Annotated in this window: 23 protein-coding genes; 5 read left to right on the forward strand and 18 right to left on the reverse strand. The window is 52.9% G+C overall.

Annotation, left to right across the window (positions count from 1 at the left end):
• Positions 1-71: 71 nt before the first annotated feature.
• Positions 72-2051: a translation factor GTPase family protein gene (locus NSU14_RS25680; RefSeq protein WP_340947724.1), complete on the reverse strand. Its 1980-nt coding sequence runs from the start codon at positions 2049-2051 to the stop codon at positions 72-74.
• Between the two features lie 292 nt (positions 2052-2343).
• Here NSU14_RS25680 and NSU14_RS25685 point away from each other — a divergent pair, with 292 nt between their 5' ends.
• The gene (locus NSU14_RS25685; protein ID WP_336101717.1) at positions 2344-3318 is read left to right on the forward strand and encodes an S-layer homology domain-containing protein; all 975 of its coding nucleotides are present in this window, start codon (positions 2344-2346) and stop codon (positions 3316-3318) included.
• Positions 3319-3434: 116 nt separating this feature from the next.
• Here NSU14_RS25685 and NSU14_RS25690 read toward each other — a convergent pair whose 3' ends face one another.
• The 14 genes from NSU14_RS25690 to NSU14_RS25755 form a co-directional block, all read right to left on the reverse strand.
• Positions 3435-4199, reverse strand: a complete 765-nt coding sequence (locus NSU14_RS25690; protein ID WP_340947726.1) for a hypothetical protein — start codon at positions 4197-4199, stop codon at positions 3435-3437.
• Between the two features lie 71 nt (positions 4200-4270).
• Positions 4271-4750 (reverse strand): GNAT family N-acetyltransferase, encoded by a 480-nt coding sequence (locus NSU14_RS25695; protein ID WP_340947728.1) that lies wholly within the window; start codon positions 4748-4750, stop codon positions 4271-4273.
• Between the two features lie 66 nt (positions 4751-4816).
• Positions 4817-5731, reverse strand: coding sequence for a GNAT family N-acetyltransferase (locus tag NSU14_RS25700; protein ID WP_340947730.1), 915 nt, complete (start codon positions 5729-5731; stop codon positions 4817-4819).
• A 749-nt stretch (positions 5732-6480) separates the two neighbouring features.
• Complete coding sequence (locus tag NSU14_RS25705) at positions 6481-6642, reverse strand: hypothetical protein (RefSeq protein ID WP_340947731.1); 162 nt, start codon at positions 6640-6642, stop codon at positions 6481-6483.
• A 42-nt stretch (positions 6643-6684) separates the two neighbouring features.
• Positions 6685-8847 carry a Tex family protein gene (locus NSU14_RS25710; RefSeq protein WP_179093432.1) on the reverse strand — a complete coding sequence of 721 codons (2163 nt, stop codon included), beginning with the start codon at positions 8845-8847 and terminating at the stop codon, positions 6685-6687.
• A gap of 694 nt (positions 8848-9541) precedes the next feature.
• Positions 9542-10753, reverse strand: coding sequence for an MFS transporter (locus NSU14_RS25715; RefSeq protein ID WP_042134223.1), 1212 nt, complete (start codon positions 10751-10753; stop codon positions 9542-9544).
• Positions 10754-11074: 321 nt separating this feature from the next.
• Positions 11075-11716, reverse strand: coding sequence for a TetR/AcrR family transcriptional regulator (locus NSU14_RS25720; RefSeq protein ID WP_340948994.1), 642 nt, complete (start codon positions 11714-11716; stop codon positions 11075-11077).
• 202 nt (positions 11717-11918) lie between these two features.
• Positions 11919-12269 (reverse strand): type II toxin-antitoxin system PemK/MazF family toxin, encoded by a 351-nt coding sequence (locus NSU14_RS25725; protein WP_019913013.1) that lies wholly within the window; start codon positions 12267-12269, stop codon positions 11919-11921.
• 3 nt (positions 12270-12272) lie between these two features.
• On the reverse strand, positions 12273-12554 hold the full coding sequence (locus tag NSU14_RS25730) for a CopG family ribbon-helix-helix protein (protein WP_039307597.1): 282 nt from the start codon (positions 12552-12554) through the stop codon (positions 12273-12275).
• 212 nt (positions 12555-12766) lie between these two features.
• Positions 12767-13948, reverse strand: coding sequence for an alanine racemase (alr, locus tag NSU14_RS25735; RefSeq protein WP_042134217.1), 1182 nt, complete (start codon positions 13946-13948; stop codon positions 12767-12769).
• Positions 13949-14130: 182 nt separating this feature from the next.
• A complete protein-coding gene (locus NSU14_RS25740) occupies positions 14131-15213 on the reverse strand; it encodes a LolA family protein (protein ID WP_042134215.1) in 1083 nt (360 codons plus the stop codon).
• 299 nt (positions 15214-15512) lie between these two features.
• The gene (locus tag NSU14_RS25745; protein ID WP_042134213.1) at positions 15513-16412 is read right to left on the reverse strand and encodes a DUF4367 domain-containing protein; all 900 of its coding nucleotides are present in this window, start codon (positions 16410-16412) and stop codon (positions 15513-15515) included.
• Positions 16409-16972, reverse strand: a complete 564-nt coding sequence (locus NSU14_RS25750) for a sigma-70 family RNA polymerase sigma factor (protein ID WP_042134211.1) — start codon at positions 16970-16972, stop codon at positions 16409-16411. The genes NSU14_RS25745 and NSU14_RS25750 overlap by 4 nt, the downstream gene beginning before the upstream one ends.
• A gap of 193 nt (positions 16973-17165) precedes the next feature.
• A complete protein-coding gene (locus NSU14_RS25755) occupies positions 17166-18368 on the reverse strand; it encodes an MFS transporter (protein ID WP_340947734.1) in 1203 nt (400 codons plus the stop codon).
• A 183-nt stretch (positions 18369-18551) separates the two neighbouring features.
• Here NSU14_RS25755 and NSU14_RS25760 point away from each other — a divergent pair, with 183 nt between their 5' ends.
• Positions 18552-19127 (forward strand): TetR/AcrR family transcriptional regulator, encoded by a 576-nt coding sequence (locus NSU14_RS25760; protein WP_042134209.1) that lies wholly within the window; start codon positions 18552-18554, stop codon positions 19125-19127.
• A gap of 7 nt (positions 19128-19134) precedes the next feature.
• Here the strand turns inward: NSU14_RS25760 and NSU14_RS25765 are convergent, their stop codons facing one another.
• The 3 genes from NSU14_RS25765 to NSU14_RS25775 form a co-directional block, all read right to left on the reverse strand.
• Positions 19135-19317 (reverse strand): aspartyl-phosphate phosphatase Spo0E family protein, encoded by a 183-nt coding sequence (locus tag NSU14_RS25765; protein ID WP_039307562.1) that lies wholly within the window; start codon positions 19315-19317, stop codon positions 19135-19137.
• A gap of 264 nt (positions 19318-19581) precedes the next feature.
• Positions 19582-20487 carry a DMT family transporter gene (locus NSU14_RS25770; RefSeq protein WP_340947735.1) on the reverse strand — a complete coding sequence of 302 codons (906 nt, stop codon included), beginning with the start codon at positions 20485-20487 and terminating at the stop codon, positions 19582-19584.
• A gap of 173 nt (positions 20488-20660) precedes the next feature.
• Positions 20661-21077: a MarR family winged helix-turn-helix transcriptional regulator gene (locus NSU14_RS25775; protein ID WP_039307558.1), complete on the reverse strand. Its 417-nt coding sequence runs from the start codon at positions 21075-21077 to the stop codon at positions 20661-20663.
• 341 nt (positions 21078-21418) lie between these two features.
• Here NSU14_RS25775 and NSU14_RS25780 point away from each other — a divergent pair, with 341 nt between their 5' ends.
• The 3 genes from NSU14_RS25780 (at position 21419) to NSU14_RS25790 (ending at position 24093) form a co-directional block, all read left to right on the forward strand.
• Positions 21419-21955, forward strand: coding sequence for a DoxX family protein (locus NSU14_RS25780; protein ID WP_042134203.1), 537 nt, complete (start codon positions 21419-21421; stop codon positions 21953-21955).
• Positions 21956-22163: 208 nt separating this feature from the next.
• Positions 22164-23288, forward strand: a complete 1125-nt coding sequence (locus NSU14_RS25785; protein WP_076242336.1) for a stalk domain-containing protein — start codon at positions 22164-22166, stop codon at positions 23286-23288.
• 25 nt (positions 23289-23313) lie between these two features.
• On the forward strand, positions 23314-24093 hold the full coding sequence (locus tag NSU14_RS25790) for a TatD family hydrolase (RefSeq protein WP_340947738.1): 780 nt from the start codon (positions 23314-23316) through the stop codon (positions 24091-24093).
• Positions 24094-24161: the final 68 nt, after the last annotated feature.

Below are 24161 nucleotides of genomic sequence, written 5' to 3' on the forward strand. Positions count from 1 at the left end.
CCTCTCCATTGCTGCTTCTCTCGTTATACTATGCTACTGATTCTCATGCCCTGCCTATTTCTTTACCCATCCTACCCCTGCAGCGCCTTCCGCACGCTCAGAATATACTTCGCCTGATCCAGCGGATTCACGCCCCGGCGGGTACGCTCGGCAGTGACGTCCGGCGGACACGGTTCATAGCCGGCAAAAAAGGAAGTAAACGTGCTCCGCCCCTTCGTGTAGGAGCTTAAGGTCACAGGATAATCTAGCGAGGTTGCCAGCGGCAGCCTGCCTTCGATGATCATCCGATCGCCCTGCAGCACGGGCGGCTCGAAGATGCCGCGCATCTGCACGAGGTCGTTCATCACGCGGCCGCCGTTCTCCTCAGGCACGACGATGCGCACCTGCAGGATCGGCTCCAGAAGGCTGGTGCCGGTATGGGCCAGCCCATCCATGATGGCCATGGGCGTAGCCACGGCAAAATCCAGCGGATGGGTATGCCACACATGGTGGTTCCCCTCCACCAGTGTGATCTTGAGGTCGGTGACCTCCCACCCGCGCAGACCCTGCTGCAGCGCCTCCGGCACGCGGCGGGCCGTCTCATTCTGGTATTGCGGCAGCAGATCGGAGCTGCGCACCAATGATTCATAGACGAGGCCGCTGCCCGGCGGCCCCGGCTCTATCTGGAACCTCAGAATCGCCCAGCACGGCTTCGGCATCAGGTACGCAACGTAGCCTTCACCTGCGCGGCTTGGCGTTTCCCGGTAGATCACCGACGGCTGGCCGAAGGTAACCTTCAGCCCGAATCGCTCCTGCAATACACTATCCAGAATCTCCAGCTGGATCGGCCCCATCACCTTGATATGCAACTCCCGCTCCTCCTGCAGCCACTGGGTATCCAGCAGCGGGTCCTCGTCGGCCAGCTCCTGAAATGCGGCAATCACCTTATGATCGTCGGCATCCGCTCCCCAGAAGACACGTACGGTTAGCAGCGGCACGGCAAGCTTCGCCTCCTGCGGAATGGCCTCCGGTTGGCCCAGTACATCGCCGATCTGCACGCCGGACAGCCCATAGACTACAGCGATGTCACCCGCTTCCAGCGCCCCCACATCCTCGGTGCGTCCGCCTTCGACCTTGCGGATCTGCGTCACCTTGCCCTGAACCTCCTGCGTATAATTCATCACCGTGTCCCGGTTGCGGATAGTTCCTTGATAGAGGCGCACGAAGGCCATGCGGCCCATGCTTTTGTCACGCTGGATGCTGTACACGATGCCGGACACCGGCTGCTCCGCATCCCCGCCCGCGCGGGGGAAATACTGGGTCATGGCATCGAGCAGCGCCGTGACACCGAGACCTTTGGCCGCTACGCCATACACCAGCGGATACATTCTTCCTGCGGCCGTCCGAACGGCCAGCTCTCTTTTCCACTGCGCCAGTTCTGCCGCACCGCCCGCCATATACAGCTCCAGCAGTTCCTCGTCCCGCTCCGCGAGCGCTTCCAGCAGTTCTGTCCGCGCCGCCGCGTCCGCACCTTCACTCCACAAATCCGCCGCCCCTATGTATTCCCGTTCCCTATATAAGGGCTGCTGCACAGGCACAATATCCCCGGACAGATAGGTCCGCGCCTGAGTTAGCACAGCGGCTGGATCAGCGCCGATCCGGTCCATTTTATTCACGAAGATGAGCGTCGGAATTCCCAGCTTGCGCAGCGCATTCCAGATCATCTCACTCTGTGCCTGCACGCCCTCCACTGCTGACAGGATCAATACCGCACAATCCATCACCCGCAAGCTGCGCTCCACCTCGGACAGGAAATCCACATGCCCCGGGGTATCGACCAAGTTGATCTGCACTCCTTGCCACGTAAATGAAGCCAGAGCCGCCCGCACAGAAATCCCCCGCTGCCGCTCCACCTCCATGGAATCCGTCAACGCCGTTCCGCTGTCGACACTGCCAAGTGCGCGAATCCGCCCGCTCTCATATAATATATGCTCCGTCGTCGTCGTCTTCCCCGCATCTACATGAGCAAAAATCCCCACGTTGATCCGTTCAACCCTCTGCTGCTGAATCATCTATGTTCTCCTGTCATAAGCCGAATGTATGAATGCCTGATAGTGTTTGAATCCGTTTACTGATTCTACTTCAAGTGTACAGCCAAATGCCGCTAATGTTCAATCGGTAAGCACTTTCCCGGATGACGGCCCCGCGGTCTGCTGATACTAACAACAATGCGCCTTCTGCAATTAGGTTACTTGGTGACAGACGCACATTACTCAGCCCAACAACAATTTTTTCAGCTTATACAGAACTGCCTGCAACATTTCGGCCCCTTTGGCCATCTAAGAGTATAAGAGGTGAGGCACAATGAAGAATAAATCATCATTCCAGAAGCGCGCTACAAAAATCACTCTAGCGTGCAGCATTCTGGCAGCAACAGTATCATTCGGAGCATCGGCTTCTGCCTTTTCGGATCTGAAGGGCAATGCTGCCGAATCCAAAATCAATGCACTCCATCAAAATGGCATCATTAACGGAATTACCAGTGATATGTTCGCACCGAAATCCAAGCTGACTTACGCCCAAGGCCTGCAGTTCATCGTCAGCGGCCTTAAGCTGTCCCCACAGAATACAACCGGCAGCAAAGCCAGCGATTACTTCGACAAGGTAAAAGATAACGCATGGTATGCCTCCGCATTCGTGGCTGCCAAGCAGAGCGGATTGTCTCTGGACAAGTCCATCGACCCCAACGCGGCAATGACGCGGATCCAGTTCGCTCATTTGCTGACCCAGGCGCTGCAGAGTAAAGGGAATTTCCCGGTTACGCTGATGTATGCGAATATCACGGATGGCGGCAAGCTGTCTACAGCGGAGATGAACAGTCTGCAGATTCTGGTCAATACCCGCCTGATCATGCTGGAGAAGAACAACACCTTCCGTCCGAATGAACCGGTTACCCGTGCGGAAGCCGCTGTCCTAATCTATGACGCAGCCAAATTCGCCAAAGAGGTAATCACTCCGGATGACAGCGCCACTGCTCCGGTTAATGACTATGAAGCAGCGGTTACACTGGAAAAAGCGGCTACTGGTGTAAACAAAGCCACTGTCACAGTTGAGAATCTCCCTACCTCAGGTTACGGCCTGTCGATTGAGCGGATTGAATTCGGCGCTAACCAAACAGCAGTGATCTACTTCAAAGTGACTGCGCCGCCTGCCGGTTCCATGAATCTGCAGGTCATCTCTACCGCCTCCGCGGTGACTTACCTGCCTGAAGGGTATACAGCGGTAGCCAAATCTGTAACAGGTTCGGCTTCTGCTGCCGCTTCTTCCGCAGGGATGTAAGTGAGAAATTTATAAACGCATATTCGTCAAAAGAAGCCGCATCGCCGTTGGGATAACCAAGGGATGCGGCTTTTTGCGATTTTACTAATAACTGGCTGGCGCTTTCAGTCCTTACGTTAAGGTGTCCACTGATCATGAATGATCCCTACAAGGATATGGTCCTGACCATTCTTCTCGAAGACCAGCCGCAGGCTGCGCCAATCCATGCCCTCTAAGGAAGGATCGATACCGGCGATATGATATTCTACGAAGTCATGGGTCTCCTTGGGATACACCTCATTGAGATTATTTAGAGTTGTCCCTTGGCCCAAGCCCTGATTCAGTGCAACTTCAGATTTACCGGAAAAATCCGCATCGTACACAAACCGCTTATAATAGTCCGCAAAGGTCAGCTTAATCAGCTCTCCGGTACCGGCGAACTCACGCCATTCACGCTTTACCGGATCTTGCATTGCAGCTTTCAGCTCTTCCTGGCTTAACACAATGTCTTTATCAACATCAACATAAGCGTAAGGGGAGAAGCGGACCCCTCTGTCCCGGTGTACCCACGAGGCGAGCGTCTCCATATTCCCGCTCTTCAGCGCCCGCATTACTGTAGTTGCCGCTTCCAGCGCTGTAGGCGGTGTGCCTTCCTCCGGCGGCCCGGGGTCTTCCGCTACCGGAGTCAGTTCCGTACCCTCAGGACTTGGAGCAGGCGTTGCAGCCGGTGCCGGAGAAGCAGATGGTGATGATACTGCCGCAGTAGTCGCCGGGGCAGAGGTCTGAGTCTGCTCCGGTGTGGATGTGGTCCCCGGCTCCGCTTCCGGCGCTGGGTTGCAGGCTGCAAGCATTAACATTCCGGCCGTCAACGCGGCGAATCCAATAGATCTTGCCTTGTACAAGATATCCCTCCTCATTCTGCCATACTTACCCATTAGACGCTGCCCGGCCGGATATAGTTGCAGGGCGTTTGTCACTTGTCCAGGTAAGCGGCGGGAGGGGCTAGTTCACTGATTTGCAGCAGACGTACGATTTCACCGTCGATTACTTCTTCCCCAGCTTGTGAAAATCCTAAAGATTCATACAGCTTCCCCGCAATCAGATTGTCCGGCCGGTGTCCAATCATGATTCTAGTACATTTGGAATCACTCATCAGCTGAATCAATGTTTCCATTGCTGCCTTGCCATACCCTTTGCCTTGATGCTTGTGATCAACCATTAGGGCAGGAATCCAATAATTATCATCCTTGTCCGGACGGGTGCAAAATACGAGAAATCCGACTAGAACCTCTTCTGAGTAAATCGCACGCAATTCAAATTCATCAACATACTTCGATTCAGCAATCCAATAAACCACAGGTGCAGGAAAAACATTCAGCTGCTCTGGCTTAACCGTAAGCTGGGTACATTCATACCAATTCTCACTAGAGACAGGCTTTAGTTCCACAGACATATAAACTTCCTCCCAACTTTCACTGTGCGGATTTCACTGTGTAGAGGAATTCATCCTGAGTGATTATTACTCCAGCTCCGTATACAATCTGATCTCCTGCCGTCCGGTTTGAAAACCCACGGATTCGTACAGGGACAGCGCTGATTCATTGGTAGTCATGGCGATAAGCTGCACCTGCTCCAGCCCGTGCTCCTTCAGATACGCCAGAGCACGGACCAGCAACGCCTTGGCGATCCCGCGTCTTCTCCATGGCTCACGGACAAACACATCCTCGATAATCCCTTTCTGATCTTCCTGCCAGACCATCAGACTGCCGGCCACCTTGCCTTCATCCAGTACAACAGCCGATGTCCAAAGCGGATGCTCCTGATATTCCAGCAGACGTTCCACGCCCAGCGGGGTATCCGGCCAGATCTCAGCCTCCAGTTCCAGATAAGCTTCTCTCTGCTCCGGTGAATCCAACTGAACCCACGCTGATTCAAGACCTGCCGCAAGCTCAACCACAGGTATAGGTTCGTTCAAGTCACGGTGGAGCGTATATAGCCGGCTATGCGGCAGGTAACCCAGATGCTGTCCAAAATACGAGTTGCAGCTCTCCTCCGCGGCGTAATTCCCCGTACACAGAACCGTTCCGTATTCCCGGGGCAGTGTCCCCTTCAGTTCATGCGCCCGTTCCAGCAGAAGGGAGTAGACACCATCCAGCAGTCCGGTATCCTGTTCACGCCCAGGCAGTGTTTTCAGGTTCACAAAAATCTTATGTTTGCTTCCAGGCAGACGTCCCGGAGGAACTACATTGAAGATCTGCAGCTGGCCTTTGGCCACCATTTTATCCCCTTCAAAGGCACAGATTACATTCTCCCAATTGCTCTCCTCCCCTACCCACCAAAAAAGCACATCCTCCTGTGCCGACACCCGCGCATACATTTCCCCAAGCGCCGCCATATCGTTCTGTCCGAAATTCCTGATCACTCTATTGCTCAATACCGGTCCGCCACCTTCTGTTTTTGTTCATCATAACACTGTGTGGAAGAGGGATTAAGATCATTAACAATTATAACTATTCTCTACCGCAGCTTGGCCCGGAGCGTTACATCTGCTATTTGGGGTTGCCAAAAAACGGCTGCGCCGTCCTGGTCAAGGAAGCGCAGCCGTCCGGCTGGTCATATGGGTTGTTCTTGGGTTGTTCTTGGGTTGTTCTTGGGTTGTTCTTGGGTTGTTCTTGGGTTGTTCTTGGGTTGATGCTGATTTGGGTCTTATTCTGTCTTGATTGGTCATTAGCCGTGGTGTTTCGTATTCGTTTCTTCTGCTGCTGTATTCGCGGGCTGGTCATTGTTAACAGGTTAGTTTGCTGGAGCTCCATAGTGACTATCCAAGATCCAGTTGCCCGGGTGCTCCACTCCAGTGTACATGTCGGCATTCTTCCTTGCGGACTCCAGAGACGTTATTTTGCGAAAATAGCCTGTTCTGCTCCCCTTGCGGACTCAGAAGACGCTATTTGATCTTTCGGGCATGCCAGCAGACCTCGAGCCATGAAATAGAGGCCTTTGAGTCCGCAACCACGATCAAAACGCTGATTTCCGCAAAATAGGGTCATCTGAGTCCGCAACAGTTCGTGCAATAGAGCTCAGACGGGCCAGTTTCCGCGTGTTCGGCAAGCCCGGCCCAATGGGCCCGGCTTCCCTTGTGCCACGAGTCTGTGCCAGCCCCGGCAACTGCTTCTTGGCCCTATTTCACGCTGCAGGCCACCTATTTCGCTGCTCTGACTTCTCGCATGGCCAGCCTCGTATACCGTTTGCCCTTGCTTCAACCTGCCAGACGATGTAGCCGGTCTGCTTCACGCTGCCGCCCAGCTTGCAGCGCCGGTCTGACTTCTCACATGGCCAGCCTCGCATACCGCCTGCCCTTGCTTCAACCTGCCAGCGATGCCGCCGGCCCTACTTCACGCTGCCGCCCGCCTCGCGCGGCTGGCGCATGGTCAGGCTGACGCGGCCCTTCTTCAGGTCGACGCCCATCACCCATACGGTGACATTGTCTCCCACGGAGACCACGTCCATCGGGTGCTTCACGAAGCTGCCGCTCAGCTGGGAGATATGGACCAGCCCGTCGTTCTTGATGCCGATATCGACGAACGCGCCGAAATCGATCACGTTGCGGACGGTTCCCTGCATCTCCATGCCGGGAACCAGGTCCTCGATCTTCAGCACATCCGTGCGGAAGATCGGCAGCGGCAGCTCCTCGCGCGGATCGCGGCCCGGGCGCTGCAGACTCTCCAGGATGTCGCGCAGCGTAGGCACGCCGACATCCAGCTTCACAGCCAGCTCGGCGGCATCCTGCACCTCCAGCTGCTGGGCTACTTCCTTGCTGCCGAGCTTCTCCACATCGAGGCCCAGCTCGCGGAACAGCCGGTCGACCACCGGATAGGATTCCGGGTGGATCGGCGTACGGTCCAGCGTGTTATCCCCTCCGGGGATACGCAGGAAGCCGATGCACTGCTCGTAGGATTTCGCGCCCAGGCGCGGCACCTTCTGCAGCGCCTTGCGCGTGGCGAACTTGCCGTTCTCCTCGCGGAACTTCACAATATTCTTGGCGATCGTCGCATTGACTCCCGCCACATAGGACAGCAGCGAGGCCGAAGCGGTATTCACGTCGACACCGACGTGGTTAACCGCCGACTCCACGACGCCCTTAAGGCTCTCTTCCAGATGCTTCTGTGACACATCATGCTGGTATTGCCCGACACCGATCGCCTTCGGGTCGATCTTCACCAGCTCCGCGAGCGGGTCCTGCACGCGGCGGGCGATGGAGGCGGCGCTGCGCTCCGCCACATCCAGATCCGGGAACTCCTCCTGCGCCAGCTTGGAGGCCGAATACACGCTGGCCCCTGCCTCGTTAACGATCAGGTAGGCCAGCTCAGGATTCCCGACCTCGGCAATAACCTCGGCCGTGAACTGCTCCGTCTCCCGCGAGCCGGTGCCGTTGCCGATTACGATGAGCTGGATGCCATATTTGGCAATCAGCTCTTTGAACTTGGCCGCCGCCTCTTTCTTCTTGTTGTTCGGCGGCGTCGGATACGTGACCGCTACCTCCAGCAGCTTGCCGGTATCGTCCACAACGGCCAGCTTGCAGCCGGTGCGGTAGGCCGGGTCTACGCCCAGCACATGGCGGCCCTTCACCGGCGGCTGCAGCAGCAGGCTGCGCAGATTTCCGGAGAAGATGGAAATCGCTTGCGCCTCGCCTTTTTCCGTCATCTCCCCGCGCACCTCGCGCTCGACGGAAGGTGCAATCAGCCGTTTGTAGGCATCCTCGGTCACTGCTTCGAGCAGCTCTTTGACCGGGGACGGACCCTTCACCAGCTTGCGGATAATGAAAGCGTGAATCTTGTCGGCAATAATCTCAATGCCGACCTTCAGCACATTCTCCCGCTCCCCGCGGTTGATGGCCAGAATACGGTGCGGCGGCATTTTGTGCACAGGCTCACGGTAGGAATAGTAATTCTCATATACGCTCTCCTGCTCCGCATCCTTCGCTTCAGAGACCAGAATCCCCTGGCTTGCCGTATACTGGCGCACCCAGGAACGGATGGCCGGATCATCGGCAATATTCTCGGCAATAATATCCATTGCCCCTTGGACAGCAAGCTCCGCACTGTCTACACCTTTATCCGCATCTATATATTTCGCCGCTTCTTCATAAGGATGGCCCTGGCGGCGCTGCTCCATGATCCAATCGGCAAGCGGCTCCAGCCCCTTCTCCTTGGCAACACTGGCCCGTGTCTTGCGCTTCTGCTTGAACGGACGGTACAAGTCCTCCACTTCCTGCAGCTTCACAGCCTTCATGATCTGCGCCTGCAGCTCCGGGGTCAGCTTACCCTGCTCCTCAATGCTGCGGATGACATCCTTCTTCCGCTCGCCGAGGTTGCGCAGATATCCAAGCCGTTCTTCGATATCGCGCAGCGCGTTCTCATCCAGCTCTCCGGTCATTTCCTTGCGGTACCGGGCGATAAACGGAATTGTGTTGCCCTCATCCAGCAGCCCCACCGTAGTCCGTACCTGCTTCAGGCTAATGCCCAGTTCCTTCGCAATTGCTGCAGTAATCAGTTCCTGCTCCTGGCGGGCAGCCGCATCTTCCGCCGCTTTACCCGCCCCATTAGTATCAACGCTCAAGTATATCCCTCTTTCTATACGCAGTCTGAGTTCATAACTCTCTACTAAAATACTATCACAGTTTGCCGCAGGACCAAAGTTTGGCACGGTAAAGTACCCCCGCAACGCAAGCTACCAACCGGGTGATAACTCAGCAGATTTACGGGGACCCCAAAGCATATTCCGCCCGGAAGGCGAAATATACAGCTTACCAAGGTTAATTGGACCCTACCTTGCATACCTTTACCTTTCCCGTTTAAGGTTCCCTCAGGCACCCACCCGCTCTGCAACAATAGCTGGATAAACGTATCTTATTTTAGCTGTTTTGGAGCATTCGAGTGTTTTAGTTGGATAAACGTCATTTAATTCCTTGCACTTCCTCAACTTTGGCTAATATGCCTTATATTAAGTGCTGTTTTTCCAACTGCTGTTTCAGAGGGGCTTCTCCACTTATGAGCAAGTGGAACAAATCCAACTCCCTGCCCCCCTGCAGCATCCCCTGGCTAATGAGGAGGTTTCCGGTGTCTTTACCCGCCCCAGCGGAGTTATACAAAAAACGGCTACACCGTCCCTCGCGGGACAGTATAGCCGATTCATAAACCTATATCGCTTGGACATAGTTGTATAAGTATCCAACCTTCCCCTCCATTTACCGCATCACCGCACTCCGCCGGCTCCGTTTCCGCCGCCCGTAACTCAGCGACATGAGGAAGCAGAGCACCATGACGAGCGCAGCCGCCGCATATGGGAAATTCACATCCATATCGAACAGGATTCCGGCAACAATCGGGCCGGCAATATTGCCCAGACTGGTGTAGGCAGAGTTCATCCCCATGACAAACCCCTGCTGCGATTCATCCGCCATCTTGGAGAGCTGCGTACCGACGGCGGGGCGGAGAATATCCATCGCCAAGAATACGATGAAGGTCACTGCAACAATAGCTGCGAACCCGTGAACGAACAGCGTGAGGAAGATAGACAGTCCGGCAATGAGCAGACAGATGGAGATCACTCTATTTTCGCCGAAACGGTTCAAAATCCAGCTAAACACCGTAACCTGAACCACCGCACCCGCGATGGAACCAAACGTCAGGACGAACGCAATATCCTTGGGGGTGAACCCGAACTTATGATCCACAAACAGCCCGAACACTGTATCATAATTAGCCAGCCCGAAGGAGAGCACGAATATGATCACCAGACCGAAGAAATAAGGCTCGCGGTAAGAGCGCAGCATCTGCATTCCCAGATTCTCCTTGTTACCCTCATCAGACTTCGCTACATCACGCTTCTCCGCAGACAGTGATTCCGGCAGAACGGCAAAAGTAATGAGTGCGACAACGGCAGCCGCTCCGGCAGCGACGAAAAAGGGTACCCGGATGCCGAGTTCAGCCAAATATCCGCCAATTCCCGGCCCGATGATGAATCCCGTAGTAATGGCCGCATTGATCAAGCCCATACCTTTGGCGCGTTCTTCAGAAGAGGTCGTATCCGCAACATAAGCCATAACCGCCGGCATAATCATCGCCGCACCCGCACCGCCGAGCATTCTGGATACGAAGAGCAGCCAAGGCACATTAGCCAGACCAAAGAGCAGCTCCGACAAGGCAAAGACAATCAGTCCGGCGATAATGATTTTTTTGCGGCCCATCCGGTCCGACCAGTTCCCGGCAAACGGTGATACCAGCAGCTGCGTCAGGGCAAAAGCGGCCACCAGCAGTCCGACAACACTCCCGCCAATGCCCAGCTCATTCATGTAGGTCGGCATAATAGGGACAACTAGACCAATTCCCGTGAACGCCAAAAATATATTCAACATCAGGAGCAGCATCGCGCCCCGGTTTCTTAGTAATAATGACATTGTAAATCCCTCCGTAATTCCCGGGCAAATCTTCAGGCTCCAGGTGTGCTTCATTTCATGTAATAACAGTCTCTCCCATTAACGGGCGAAGAACTCATAACGGCGCGGGTACAGCTGCTTGCATAACGCCGTGGACAAGACCGACCATCCGGTCTATTTAAAATATAATAATTTATACGCTTCGCACCGCAAAAAATTATCCCTAGCTTTCACGCAGAAACAGCCTGAAAGCGATATGCAATATCGCTGCCTCGGAAGCATAAGCTCCTATGAATGAAGCTTAGCCGTTTCTGCTTGTGGATTAAAAATCCCGTTTACCGTTCAGCTCTCCCGGGTACGCAGTCCTTGAAGCAGCAGCTGAATGGCCCCGCGGTAATATTCCCTGATATCCTCAGGCCCCTTGGCGAGTGCTGTAATCTCGCTGACCCTGCCGATCCCTTCCAGCATCCCGCTGACGATGGTCACATAGCTGTCCAGGTTGCCTGGAATCAGATATCCGGAATCCATACCCTCCTGAAGCAGGTCACGGCAGGCCTGTGAAGCAGATTCGTAGATCTGCGAGAGCCGCTGGCGCATATCATCGGTAAGCGTACGGGATCTGGCGTATTCCTCAAGTGCATGAATCAGCGGATTCTGGAAGTCATTCGCGTAATGATCTCCCAGCGCGAACAGCCTGGCTTCCGTCCCGGTGATCTTGCTCCGCAGCTCCTCCCACTCACAGAGCCACTTCTGGGTATCATCCTCCACCACATACAGGAACAGTTCATCCTTGCTGGGAAAATGGTGATACAGGCTGCCCTTGCTGACCTTGGCAGTTATGCAGACTTCATTCATACTTACCGCACCATAACCCTTATGTGCGAACAAATGTGAAGCATTCTGCAGAATACGGTTCTTGGTTTCTTCTCCATCCGAGCGTCCTTTGATATGTATCCCCCCTATAGACCGACTGACCGGTCTAATTGTAACATAAGGTCAAGCCCTTGCACAACACCCGGTGGAACTGCCAAATAACCCACACAGCGGGGCATTATCTTCAAGCATTACTCCGCTACTTTCCGTTGACCCCGAACGTATTCATTCTTATCCTTGTAAAAAAGGCATACCGGATACAATCTCCGGCATGCCTTTTAGTACAATTATTGATGTCATAGCCCTATAAGGTTCAGAAGTCAATCAGACCCAGGCTGATTTGCAGCGAATCATCCACCAGCTTCATGGTCTCATCGTCCAGGTGGGTGATCTTATCGGTTAAGCGTTGTTTGTCAATGGTCCGAACCTGCTCCAGCAATATAACGGAATCCCGGTCAAAGCCATGGGCAGCCGCATCAATCTCCACATGCGTCGGCAGTTTGGCCTTCTGGATCTGGGCAGTGATAGCTGCCACGATTACAGTCGGGCTGAAGCGATTGCCAATGTCGTTCTGAATGACCAGTACCGGCCTAACTCCGCCTTGCTCTGAACCCACGACCGGTGAAAGGTCGGCAAAAAAAACGTCGCCGCGTTTAACAATCAATATTTACACCCCGCTTACTAAGCGGCCAAGAGTACTGTCTGCATCTTCCTCTGCGAGAAAGGCCTCGCTTGCCATGGTCAAATTAATCTTAGCCATTTCCATGTATCCCCGCTGCATCGACTCCCGGATGGTACGTTTCCTCCGTTCGGTCAAGTACAGCTTCATGGCCTGCCTGATCAATTCACTACGGTTAGAGTTCTCCAATTGAACGATCCCATCCACTTCCTGCAAGAGATGATCGGGCAAGCTGATCATGATTCTTTTGGTGTTCTGCAAATTGGCCACCTTCTCTTCCACCCCCACAAACCTTCTGCCCTTGTGTTCCAGTGTTACAATATACAAGGAATTTTATACAAGGAATATATGCCGCCAGTATATCAAGTATGCTGCATCCCATTATAAACTAGAAATGGCGGTTCGTATAGACTATAAGTCACACGCTCTATACGGGTTAGTCCTTATTTTCAATTCCTGCACAAGGTCCCCTGATCCGGGCTTCAAGTCTGCAGCAAGGGATTCACGAGGTTGGGTAACATGCCTTCGCGTACATATACGCGGGGCACCCGGTGAGCCAGCATACAGATGACTTCGTAGTGAATCGTCCCAAGATGGAGCGCCAGTTCGTCTGCCGTGATCGACACGGCTCCCTGGCGGCCGATGAGTACAACCTCTTCGCCAGCTTTGATTTGTTCCGCTTCTTCAGCGAAAGATTTGAGTGATACCATACACTGGTCCATGCAGATTGTTCCGACGACAGGAACGCGGCGTCCGCGTATTAGCACCTCCGCTTTGCCCGTTAGCATGCGGGAATATCCGTCAGCGTATCCCACGGGAAGCGTAGCGATAACCTCATCGCTGTCCGTGAAATACCGGGTGCCGTAGCTGATGCCTGAGTCAGGCGGCAGGGTCTTGATATAGACAGCCTGCGTCTTCAGCGTCATTACCGGGTGTAAAGCCACCAGCTCGCGGTTCACCTCACTTGAAGGATAGAATCCGTACAAGCTTATGCCTACACGCACCATGTTGCTGGATAAGAGAGGTGTATCAATGGCCGTAGCGCTATTGCCCGTATGTATGATCGGGATCTTAATATCCATGTCCCGAAGCGTTTCCGCCACGCTCATGAAACGTCGGTGCTGCATCAGTGTATAGCTTTTGTTCTGTTCGTCTGCCTTAGCAAAATGAGTAAACATGCCCTCCAGCTCCGCCTGCGCTACTGAATGCACTTCAGCAATGAAAGCAGGTGCATCGGCCGGTAATAATCCCAGCCTGCCCATCCCGCTGTCAATCTTGATGTGCACCTTCAGCCGGTGCTCCTTCTCTACAGGAAGCGCTCTAACAGCTTCCAGTACTTCCGGTGTGAACAGTGTTACGGTAACGTTATTCTTCCAGGCAACGGCTATTCCTTCAGGGGAGGTGTAGCCCAGCACCAGAATAGGAATTAGTATTCCCGCCTGACGCAGCTCCAATGCCTCATCCAAAAAGGCGACACTAACATAATCCGCTCCAAGTCGTTCCAGCTCCCGGGTCACTTCCACGGCACCGTGTCCGTACGCATTTCCTTTGACGCATCCCATGAATTTGGTCTCCGGCAGCAGTGCCGCCCGGAAAGCCTCATAATTGGCACGCAAATCATCCAGATTGATCTCGGCTACTGTCGGTCGATAGCTTGCTTGCACTTCAGGTTCACCTTCTTACATTGTAGTAAAACATCTACGCTGAAATCGCATAGAACTTGGGGTCTTACTGCAATGGTAATGCTTAGAGAAGGCCTCTGTCAATGTGAGCAGAACCAGCAAAAAAACGGATACTGCGTGTAGAGGAATATTTCCCACGTTGCGCAGTATCCGCCTACTGATATTTATTTACCCGATTGTTCCTCCATAGAAGCGGCAATTTGCATCATTTCCGTAACTGGCAGATTATCGCTCGTAATCCGGTACTCGACACCCTCATTCATCCAGGTCAATGTCTGCTGCTCGTCTCCGCTGAGAAGTGCCCAAGTGAACCCGAGATCGATCACACTGCCTGGAGCCAGCGATACCGCACGGTCCAGCGGACGGGCTTCCATAATGGTGTACTGGTAGATGCCGTCATAACGGATAAGCACCGCATGATCCTTGCTGCCTTCAATTTTGTTCGTATCCTTCAGCTTCACGCCTGCCGGAACATAATCCGGCTCGATGATTCCGAAGTCACCCATTTCTGCCGCAACCGGCTGGACGGCCTGTTCCCCGTCTTCCGCCACTACCGGATTACCGTTCTCATCCACCTCAGCTACAGTGCTCTCCGAAGGTGAGCCCGTGGCCATATTCTTTTGCATATCAAAAGAATCTGCGGCGAATTCCGGATCAAACTTGAAGCTGTCGAAGGTCACGTTAACGACAACCTTGGCTTCGGAATCCGATACCTGAACCTGCTTTGGTTCATAGGTTTTTTTGGCGAGCCAGATCTTCTGGCGGACCAGCGCGCTGCTCTGATAATTCGCTGCTACCTCAAACACATAATTGTCCCCGTCCTCTACGAACTGGCGGTTGTTGTCAGAGACAATTCCCTTGAGCAGCGTCTGGTAAAGATATACCTGTCCCTGGCTGTCCGGCCAGTCGCTCTGGAACCGGAAGCTTTTGCCGAGGCTTGGTGTCAGAACGAATACGCCCTCATCATTGCGCAGCACAATCTGCTTCACATCCTTCTGGACATTGGACAGGCTGATCCGGTAGTAGGACGGATTCTTGTACCACACTTCCACTTTGTATTCCTGCGGCTGCTCCCCGGTGTACAAGGTCATCGTGCCTGAGCCTTGATAAGCTCCCTGCTTGCTCTCCAGCTTGTCAGACACACTATTCAAATCCTTGACCACAGAGGCGGCATCCTTCTTCCCGCACCCCGTCAATACTAAGGCCACGCTCATAATGATCGCGAGTACCCATGTTATCCGGCGCATGACATCATCCCCTTAACCTGTTTTGAATGCATTGATTAGTACATGTCTATGAAGGACTTGGCCTCAATATGCAGACGGGCATGACAAGCAGGCGGAGAAGTATTCATCCGGCCCCGAATCCGCTCCGGCCTCCCGGGAATCTTACAATCTATGTATGGTTCCTCTTATTACTTCTTATATAATAGAAACGCTATTTCAAAAAGCACCGGACCGCGTTCCCCGCTACGCTCGGGGGTTGCAGTCTGGTGCTGTGATTCATCCTGTTCCTGGTACCTGTTCCCTTCTCTGCTCCTGCCTGCTTACCAGTTGATGGACTCTGCGATCTTCATTACCTCAGCCCGGTCAAGGCCGCGGGTGCTGAGGCCGTACAGTACTCCGTTTGCTTCCCAGTCCAGACCTCTGCCACTGACTAGAACCGCATCGGTTCCCTTGATCTTCACCTGCTCTACCGTACCCTCTGTCGACATTGCAAAGGCGTTGTCCTCATTGGCCAGGCGCAGCTGCATCCAGATCCGCTTCCCCTTCTCCTTGCTGGAGAAGAATAATTCAACAACCTGACCGTTCACGCCTTCCTCGCCCTTGAAGAATTCTCCATGGTCGAAGGCGAAGCCCTCAGGCAGATATTCCGGCAGCTTTACTTTGAAGAGGGCGTATTTGTCCAGCTCCGCAGGCTCCTTGACAGCAAATTTATGCGCTGCCTCCTCTTTCTCCCGCTGCTCCTGCTCGCTCAGTGTAATCAGTTGATCCCCGTCAAAATCCACTATGGCCTCACCGGCTGCATTGAAGATGGCTTCCGGCATGGGGCGGAAGGAATTGACCGGATTGCCTTCCTGATCAAATATTTTGCCCTTCCAGGCATCCGGGAACACCGGCGGAACGCTCGCATCCATCTGACTTACCTCAATGTGTCCCAGATTTACCGACATTAGCACCCTCTCCAGCATCTCCTCCGCGAAAGAAGGTCTGACGAAGGAAACACTTACTATCCCTGCCACCAGAAGGGAAGCCACGATCATGGCCGGACGTCTAAACCGTTGTTTAATATTCATCTTTAATTCCTCCTGTTCCTGTAATGAGCGGCTTCTCACTTGGCGGAGAATGGCTGCCTTATCGGAGTCCCGGGAAAAGTCCTGCTGTGCCAGAAATTGTTCCAGCTCCAGCAGCTCAAGCGAATCCGCTGTCTCCTGCTTGTTCTTCATAGCCCTTCCACACTCCCTATTTCAGATTTCAGTTTCCGCATACTGCGATAGAGAATGACCCCAACGTTGCTCTCCGTCATTCCTGTGACCAGCGCAATTTCTGTATTCTTAAGATCTGCCCCGAATTTCAGCGCGATGATATTCCGCTCCTTCTCACTGAGCGTATCCAGCGCCAGCTTGAGCCTGTCACTTCGCTCGCCTTCGAGAATCAGGTCTTCAGGCTCCTTTTTGCCGGATACCAGCTCCCGGATTGCATCCAATGAGAAGAACCGGTGCCTGGCGCGGCTTCTGTAATAGTCATTCACTACATTCCTGGCAATGGCGAACAGCCATACCTCCAGCGGAGCTTTCTCTGGAGAGTAGCCGGGCAGCTTGGACAATGTCTTCTCGAACACCTGGCTGGCCAGGTCTTCAGCGGTATAACGGCAGTTCACCCGGTAGGCAATATAATTGAATATCCGTTTATAGTAGGTTTCAAAAACCGCTGTGAACTCCAGCTCGGTTTCCGTCTTTTCTTGAACTCTTCCGTGAATCAAAGGCAGCAATGCGCGCTCTTGCATCCTTAGAGGCCCTCCTTCCAGGCTGAATTTACTTGGCCAAGTAATTTACATGAGCTAGTACGCTCTTCATCCCGATTCCATTACATCACGCGGCAAAATAAAAAAGACAGAGGATCGAAGCTCCCCTGCCTACTTTAGTTATATTCGAAATATCCGGCTATGCGGATTATTGCTGAACACCATGCTCCCGGTCTTAAACCAGATTCTTCTTCTCGGTCAAAAAGTACACCAGAGCCAGCACCGGCAGGGCCAGCCCGATCAGTGTAGCCAGACTCCAGCCGCCGTAAGCATAAGCCCAGCCGCCCAGCGAGGAGCCTACTGCTCCGCCTACGAAGAATATCGCCATGAACAATCCGTTCAGCCGTCCTCTTGTTTCATTGCCGAGCGAATAAATCGCCCGCTGCCCCAGCACCAGGTTGCCGGATACACTCATGTCCAGCAGAATGGCCGTTAGAACCAGCAGGCCGAGTGTTAGATTCGAATCATCCCGGAGCAGATAAGCCAAGATAAAGGATACGGCGGCAAGTGAGATGGCCAGACCTGTAAGCAGTCTGGTCCAGCCCCGGTCTGCCAGTCTGCCCGCAATAGGGGCTGCCACTGCTCCGCCCACACCGGCCAGTGCAAACAGGGCAATTCCTTGCTGGGACAGGTGATAGTAGCTGGACAAGTACATAGGAACTGTCGTCCAGAACAGACTGAAGGCACCGAATAAGCTGGCCTGATAAATCGCCCGGCGCCGTAGAACCGGCGTTTGCATCCACAGTGTACCCAGAGAGCGGATTAATTGGCCGTAATTCAACGTAGGTTCTGGCTTGCGTGCCGGAAGTATGCGGGACAGAAGCAGGGTCAGGAGCGCAATCACAACTGCTGAGACCACAAATATAGACTTCCAGCCCCATAGTCCGGCCATGAAGCTTGCTACCGGCCGGGCAAACATAATACCCAGCAGCAGTCCGCTCATCACATTGCCTACCACACGGCCGCGTTCTTCCTCTGCTGCCAGATAGGAAGCATACGGCACCAATATCTGCGCAGCTACCGAGCCCAGCCCGATAAACATGGAGGCTGCAAGAAACAGCGGTGCATTCGGTGCAAGTGCCGCAGCTGCCAGTGCAGCTACAACCAGAATTAGTGACGTTACAGCTAGCCGCCGGTTCTCGATAATATCACTGAGCGGTACAATGAACAGCAGCCCGACAACATAACCGATTTGTGTCAGCGTCACAATCAGCCCCGTGGCTCCGGGAGACAGATGAATGGCTTGCCCGATCGGTCCGACCAGCGTCTGTGCATAATAGAGATTCGCCACAATCAGTCCGCAGGATACTGCGAGCAGAAATGTGATCCAATCGGGAACGGCTTTGTGATTCATAGCGGATACTGCTTGTTGTTTCATTAGTAACTCCACCTTTCAATTTGTAATACTGAACGTACAGTTTAGTAATTCCTATGACCAAATAATATACTAAACGTTCAGTATTGTAAATAGGCATTTTTATGTTATACTCCAGTTACAGATCGATCTTAAGTTTGGATGTCGCAGGTTATCTATGTAGTAATCTATTAGGAGGAACGAGCCATGGATAAGAAGAGAGGCCGGCCGCGCAATACGGAGGCGAAGAATGCCATTCTGAACGCTTCATATGATTTATTGCTGGAGATGGGATTCGGTGCAGTGACGGTGGAGAAAATCGCGGAACAGGCTCAGGTCAGCAAAGCGACCATCTATAAATGGTGGCCGAATAAAGCTGCGGTAGTGATGGACGGATATCTTTTTGCCGCAACCGCCAGGCTGCCTATACCGGACAGCGGCTCTGTGAAGGAGGACTTGCTGATTCATGCGGGAAATCTGGCCATGTTCCTGTCCAGCCGGGAAGGCAAAGTCATTACTGAACTGATCGGTGAAGGGCAATTTGACGCAGGACTGGCTGAGGCTTACCGCAGCAGATATTTCGGTCCGCGCCGCCAGGAGGCCTGGCAATTGCTTGAACGGGGAGTAGCCAGAGGAGAATTGAAGCAAGAGCTCGACATCGGGAGCAGCATCGACTTGATTTATGGGCCTATTTTTTACCGGTTATTGCTGACGGGGGATGCACTGAACGAGGAATCTGTCCGGAACTTAGTCTTGCTGGCGCTTGAGGGGATTCAGGCCTGACTGCAGTTTAACGCTTAGGATCGCGGTTTTTATCGATGGCATCCGCTTTATGATATTCATTAATGAGGTCGTCCAATTTTTTGGACTGTCTGATTACACTGGGATGCAGGCGGCCGTGCTGCTCTTCCATCTGGTTCAGCCGGGTCCGTTCTGCTTCGATATGCTTTTGTATAGCTTCCAAATGATCCATTATCTTCCCTCCTGCAAATATTTTATAAGGATATGGCGAATTGCAGGGTACTCCGTACAATGCAGTATGGCAAGTGGAAACGGCTTTGCCGTCCTTTTGTAAGGACGGTACCGTCTCAGCGAGAAATAGAAGGATAAGTTATCATGTGAAACATATAAATTCTTATATTTATAAAAAAACCACCGGATATACGGGAATCTTCCCCATCCGGTGGTTTTTGATTTTGTGCATGGTTATTGGAAGGATTCAGGGATTTCGTTCGATTTATTTCGCGGTCTCTTTAGTCCGTGATTTCAAAGAAACCATTACAGTCATAAGTACAACCATTCCCGCTCCCAGTGCCTGGTACAGATTGAAGGGGACGGACAGCCAGATTACGGAGGAGACAATAGCTGAGACCGGTTCCGTACAGGACAGCAGGCTGGCTTCATGCGGAGCAATGTGGCGGAGACTGCCGATGTATAGATAGAAGGCGGCTAATGTTCCTAGCAGAATAACGAATAGTATAGCCAGAATGATAGACAGCGACCAATCAGCAGACGGTACGGACCAGACCGGATGAATCAGACTCATCCCCGCTCCCCCCACAATCATCCCCCAGCCCATCAGCAGTGAAGTGCTGTACAGCTTAAGCAGCGGACCGGAATAGAGTGTATAGAACGTCAAGGACACTGCGGATAGAATCCCCCAGATCAAGCCTCTCAGAGGAACGGTCAGCTCCGAGGAATCGCCGCCGGTCAGCAGTAAATACGTTCCTCCCAGCGCAAGTAGCGCACCGGTGATATCCAGCGGAGCCAGCTTCGTTCTTGTCCAGATAACAGTGTACAGGAGAATAAACAACGGGGCTAAATACTGCAGCAGTGTGGCGATTGCAGCATTGCCTGACTCAATGGAAGCGAAATACGTGTACTGTACCCCAAGCATGCCCAGCAGCCCGAACAGCAGCATTTGAAGAACGAATCTCCGGTCCAGCCACAGCTTCCATACCTGCGAGCCCTCCTTGCGGAGTGTAAACATCAGGAACAGCGCTCCCGATACCAGCAGTCTCAGGGTCACCAGCCAGGCCGCAGGCAGCATGGCCTGCTGGAACAAATGCTGGGCTACCGTCCCCGATACTCCCCATAATAACGCTCCGCCGGAGGCCATAATAATTCCTCGGGTCCGTAACATTGTCTCCATCCCTCCTGCGTATATGTATAGATATTTAGTGTTAATTATACGGAATTACCGGCTGTCTCTTCTGGTAGATAGATCATATCTGGCGGAGCATATCCCCCTTATTCTTCACAGCAAACAGAGCCTTTCGTTCTCGAAAGACCCTGCTTCTCCGGCATGCACTTGTATTACAGCTTAATCTTGGCAAGCAGGCTCATCAGCTGCTGCTTCTCTTCAGGAGCGAACTCCTCATAGACCGCTTCCAGCAGCGATTCGGATACCGCCTCGAACACCGGCTGCAGCTCCCGTCCTTTTGGAGTAAGAGATAATCTGAATATCCGTCCGTCCTGCTGGTCCTGCTCCCGTCTCACGTAATCCAGCCGCAGCAATTTGTCCACTAATGCCGTAATCGTAGACTTATCCTTATCAATCCCACGGGACAACTCGTTCATTGTAAGAGCTTCCCGGGCAAACAGCTGATACAGAATATCTCCGTGCGATGGAGCGATGCCGTGAATATCATGCTTTTTCAATTCCTGTTCAATGAACTTATTTCCGCGTCGGTGAATACGGCCAATGACCGCCAATACATTTTTTTCATTCATATCTTATATGGTAGATTTATATAAATTAGGTGTCAAGCGGCTTCGTCCAGCCCTCTAAAAGTATATATAATCCGGGTATTGAAAATTTTATGAAATATTAATCAAATTTTAGTTTGATATAAAATTTTATTCGGATTTTGTGATTTATATCACACTAATTGTGAAAAAAATCACTTAAAATTAAGGTATCGAAGATGATCATCCGATACACAGATAAAGATTTTCAGGATAGGTAGCTCACAGACAGTTAGCCAATAAAACTTAAGCCAATGCTTCCGAAGTGAGTTATGAACGACGTGACTTGCAGAAGGTATGCTAACTAAACTTTAGGAGTGGAGAGTATGTTCAACAACTGGTTTCGCACAAACAAAGCAGCTATGGTGCTGCTCACAATAGTACGTCTATATGTAGGTTATCAATGGATTGAAGCAGGCTGGCACAAACTTACCGGCGGTTTCGATGCTTCTGGCTTCCTGAAAGGGGCCATTGCCAAAAGTGTCGGTGAAGATGCCACTGTACAAGCCTGGTGGGGCAGCTTCCTGCAGCATGCGGCGCTTCCCGGTGTCAATTTCTTCAATCTGCTGGTTCCTGCAGGTGAATTTCTGGTCGGACTTGGCCTGATTCTGGGCACCTTCACTACCTTCGCCGCTCTGATGGGAATCGTTATGAACTCTGCCTACCTGCTCTCAGGCACGGTCAGCACCAACGTCCAGCTGCTGCTTATGGGAATGATCATTGTGGTCTCGGCGGCCAATGCCGGCAGAATCGGTCTTGATTATTGGGTCCTCCCTTACCTGCGCAGCTTGTTCCACAAGAAGGATCATACTCCCGCAGCCCGGCCTCTGGCTCCCGTTCAAGCTATGAAACGTTCCGTATAACTAAATTAATAGACTGTATCTTAAAGGACCCGCAAGAAAAGGACAGCATCCGCTTCCTTCTCCTGCGGGTCTTTGTCATACGCTTAGCGCGCAGAGCAGGTAACCGTAACAGGCTTGTCTTATCTTTGTTAACAGAACGTGACCCGCTAGCGGAGTTTTTCATTTATAATAAAATGGATTGGAATTTCCAGACTCCGGAGGTTATCTTATGAAAAAATTAATTGCCGCTTCCGCTATCGCCCTGCTCCTAGCAGGCCATGCGGCGGCTTCATCCATAAATATTGCCCATTCTGCTGCAGCTCCTCTATCCCTTAAGGTAGACGGACAAGCCGTTCTTCCCCAAGTTCCGCCATTTCATTCCAATGGGATATTATATGTACCGGCTCTTGCCCTGATGGAGTTTTACCCTGTCCAGCTGCAATGGAATAATGTCCTCAAGCAGCTTACTCTCACGACTGGCTGGGATAATAAAGTCCTTACCCCCGGCAGCTCCTCTATCCAGGTCCGCTATACACAAACAGATGGAAGTTATAAAGATAGCCTGGAGGCCCCTGTTATTCTTAAGGCCGGACATGTATATATTCCGGCAGATAGTATGAATTCGCTTACGGGTGCTACCACAGAGCTGGAAGCGGGAGGAACCCGGGTCGCGATTACGCCGGGCAGTCTCAGCACAACGGTCAGGGTTCCCGCTGAACCCCTCGTTGTGGCCGGGGATAATGCCAAGGTCAAGCTGTATGCTTCGCTGAAGGACGGCAACACCTACAAAGGATTCATCCTGGAAGTGAACGGCAAGAAGCACAGCTTCGACTGGACCGTAGACAGAGATTTCTCGAATCCGCCCCAGCTCTTCTATGCTGATATAGATTCTGACGGGAAGCCTGAAGTAACGGTTGTGTTCACAGTGGGTACCGGAACTTCGCTGGTAGTGCAGGAAGTACATGTGGTCAAGCCTGAACAATGGAAGGAGCTCTCCGTGCCTGCAGCGGACCAAGCGGCTTCTGCTGTAGTATCCTCCAGCATTTCAATAGATCAGAACGATGTGCTGCTGAAGCTTGAGCTCCAAGGAGCAACCCCGTCCAAAGTAACAATGAGAATTCCGGACCGTGCAGAAGAAGCATTGAAATATTTCGGCAAGACTGCCGGTATTGGTGCGGTTACCTATTACTCGGTGAAGGACGGCAGGCTGTTAGCGGATACCAGCCTAATGGTAGGAATGACCGAGAGCATGGGGACGCTGAAGCTGGTATACAAGGCAGGCGCAGCGGGGATGGAGCTCGGATCCATCACCTTTGAACCGCATGATACCACTCAGCAATTTGTAGTGAAATAACCTGCGGAGGAAGGAGCAATTACGCATGATTGATGCCCATATTCATCTGGACCAATATGAAGAGACTTTGTTATCCTCTTTGCTGCAGAGCCTGCCGGAGCAGGACATTGAGGCGCTGATTGCTGTCTCGATGAACCTCGCCTCCAGTCTGCGTACTCAGGGGATAGCAGCCCGTTATCCCGGGCTGGTGAGACCCGCCTACGGCTTCCATCCAGAGCAGCCGCTGCCGCCGGAAGAGGATCTGGCCGCGCTGCTGGACTGGATCACGCTCCATGCCCCGGATATGACCGCTATAGGTGAAGTCGGGCTTCCCTACTATTCCCGGACCGAAGCTATAGAACGCGGGGAAGCATGGGATATGGAACCTTATATCCGGCTTCTGGACAGACTCCTTGGTCTGGCGGCACGATTAGCCAAACCAGTGGTACTGCATGCCGTCTACGAAGATGCCTGGACCGTATGTGATTTGCTTGAACAGCATCACATTACCCGGGCCCATTTCCATTGGTTCAAGGGCCCGGGAGTTACTGTCGACCGTATGATCAGCCGGGGCTATTATATCTCGTTCACTCCCGATATTCTCTATGAACAGGAGATTCAGGATCTCGCACGCCGCTACCCGCCGGAGCTGGTCATGGCGGAGACCGATGGTCCGTGGCCTTTTGAAGGCCCATTCACCGGGCGTACCACCCATCCGGCGATGGTGCATGACGTTGCCGCCGCCTGGGGAGCGCTGCATGGTTATACCGGGAGCGAGGCGAAGGCTATTTTAACAGCGAATACGGTGCGGTTCTACGGACTGTAGCTTAGCCGTCACCGTACCCCAGTGAATGATGGACTCCGCCGTGCCGCGGCGACCGCCAGCAAATCCTG

Source organism: Paenibacillus sp. FSL R10-2771, assembly GCF_038000205.1.
Lineage (GTDB): Bacteria > Bacillota > Bacilli > Paenibacillales > Paenibacillaceae > Paenibacillus_AQ > Paenibacillus_AQ phytohabitans.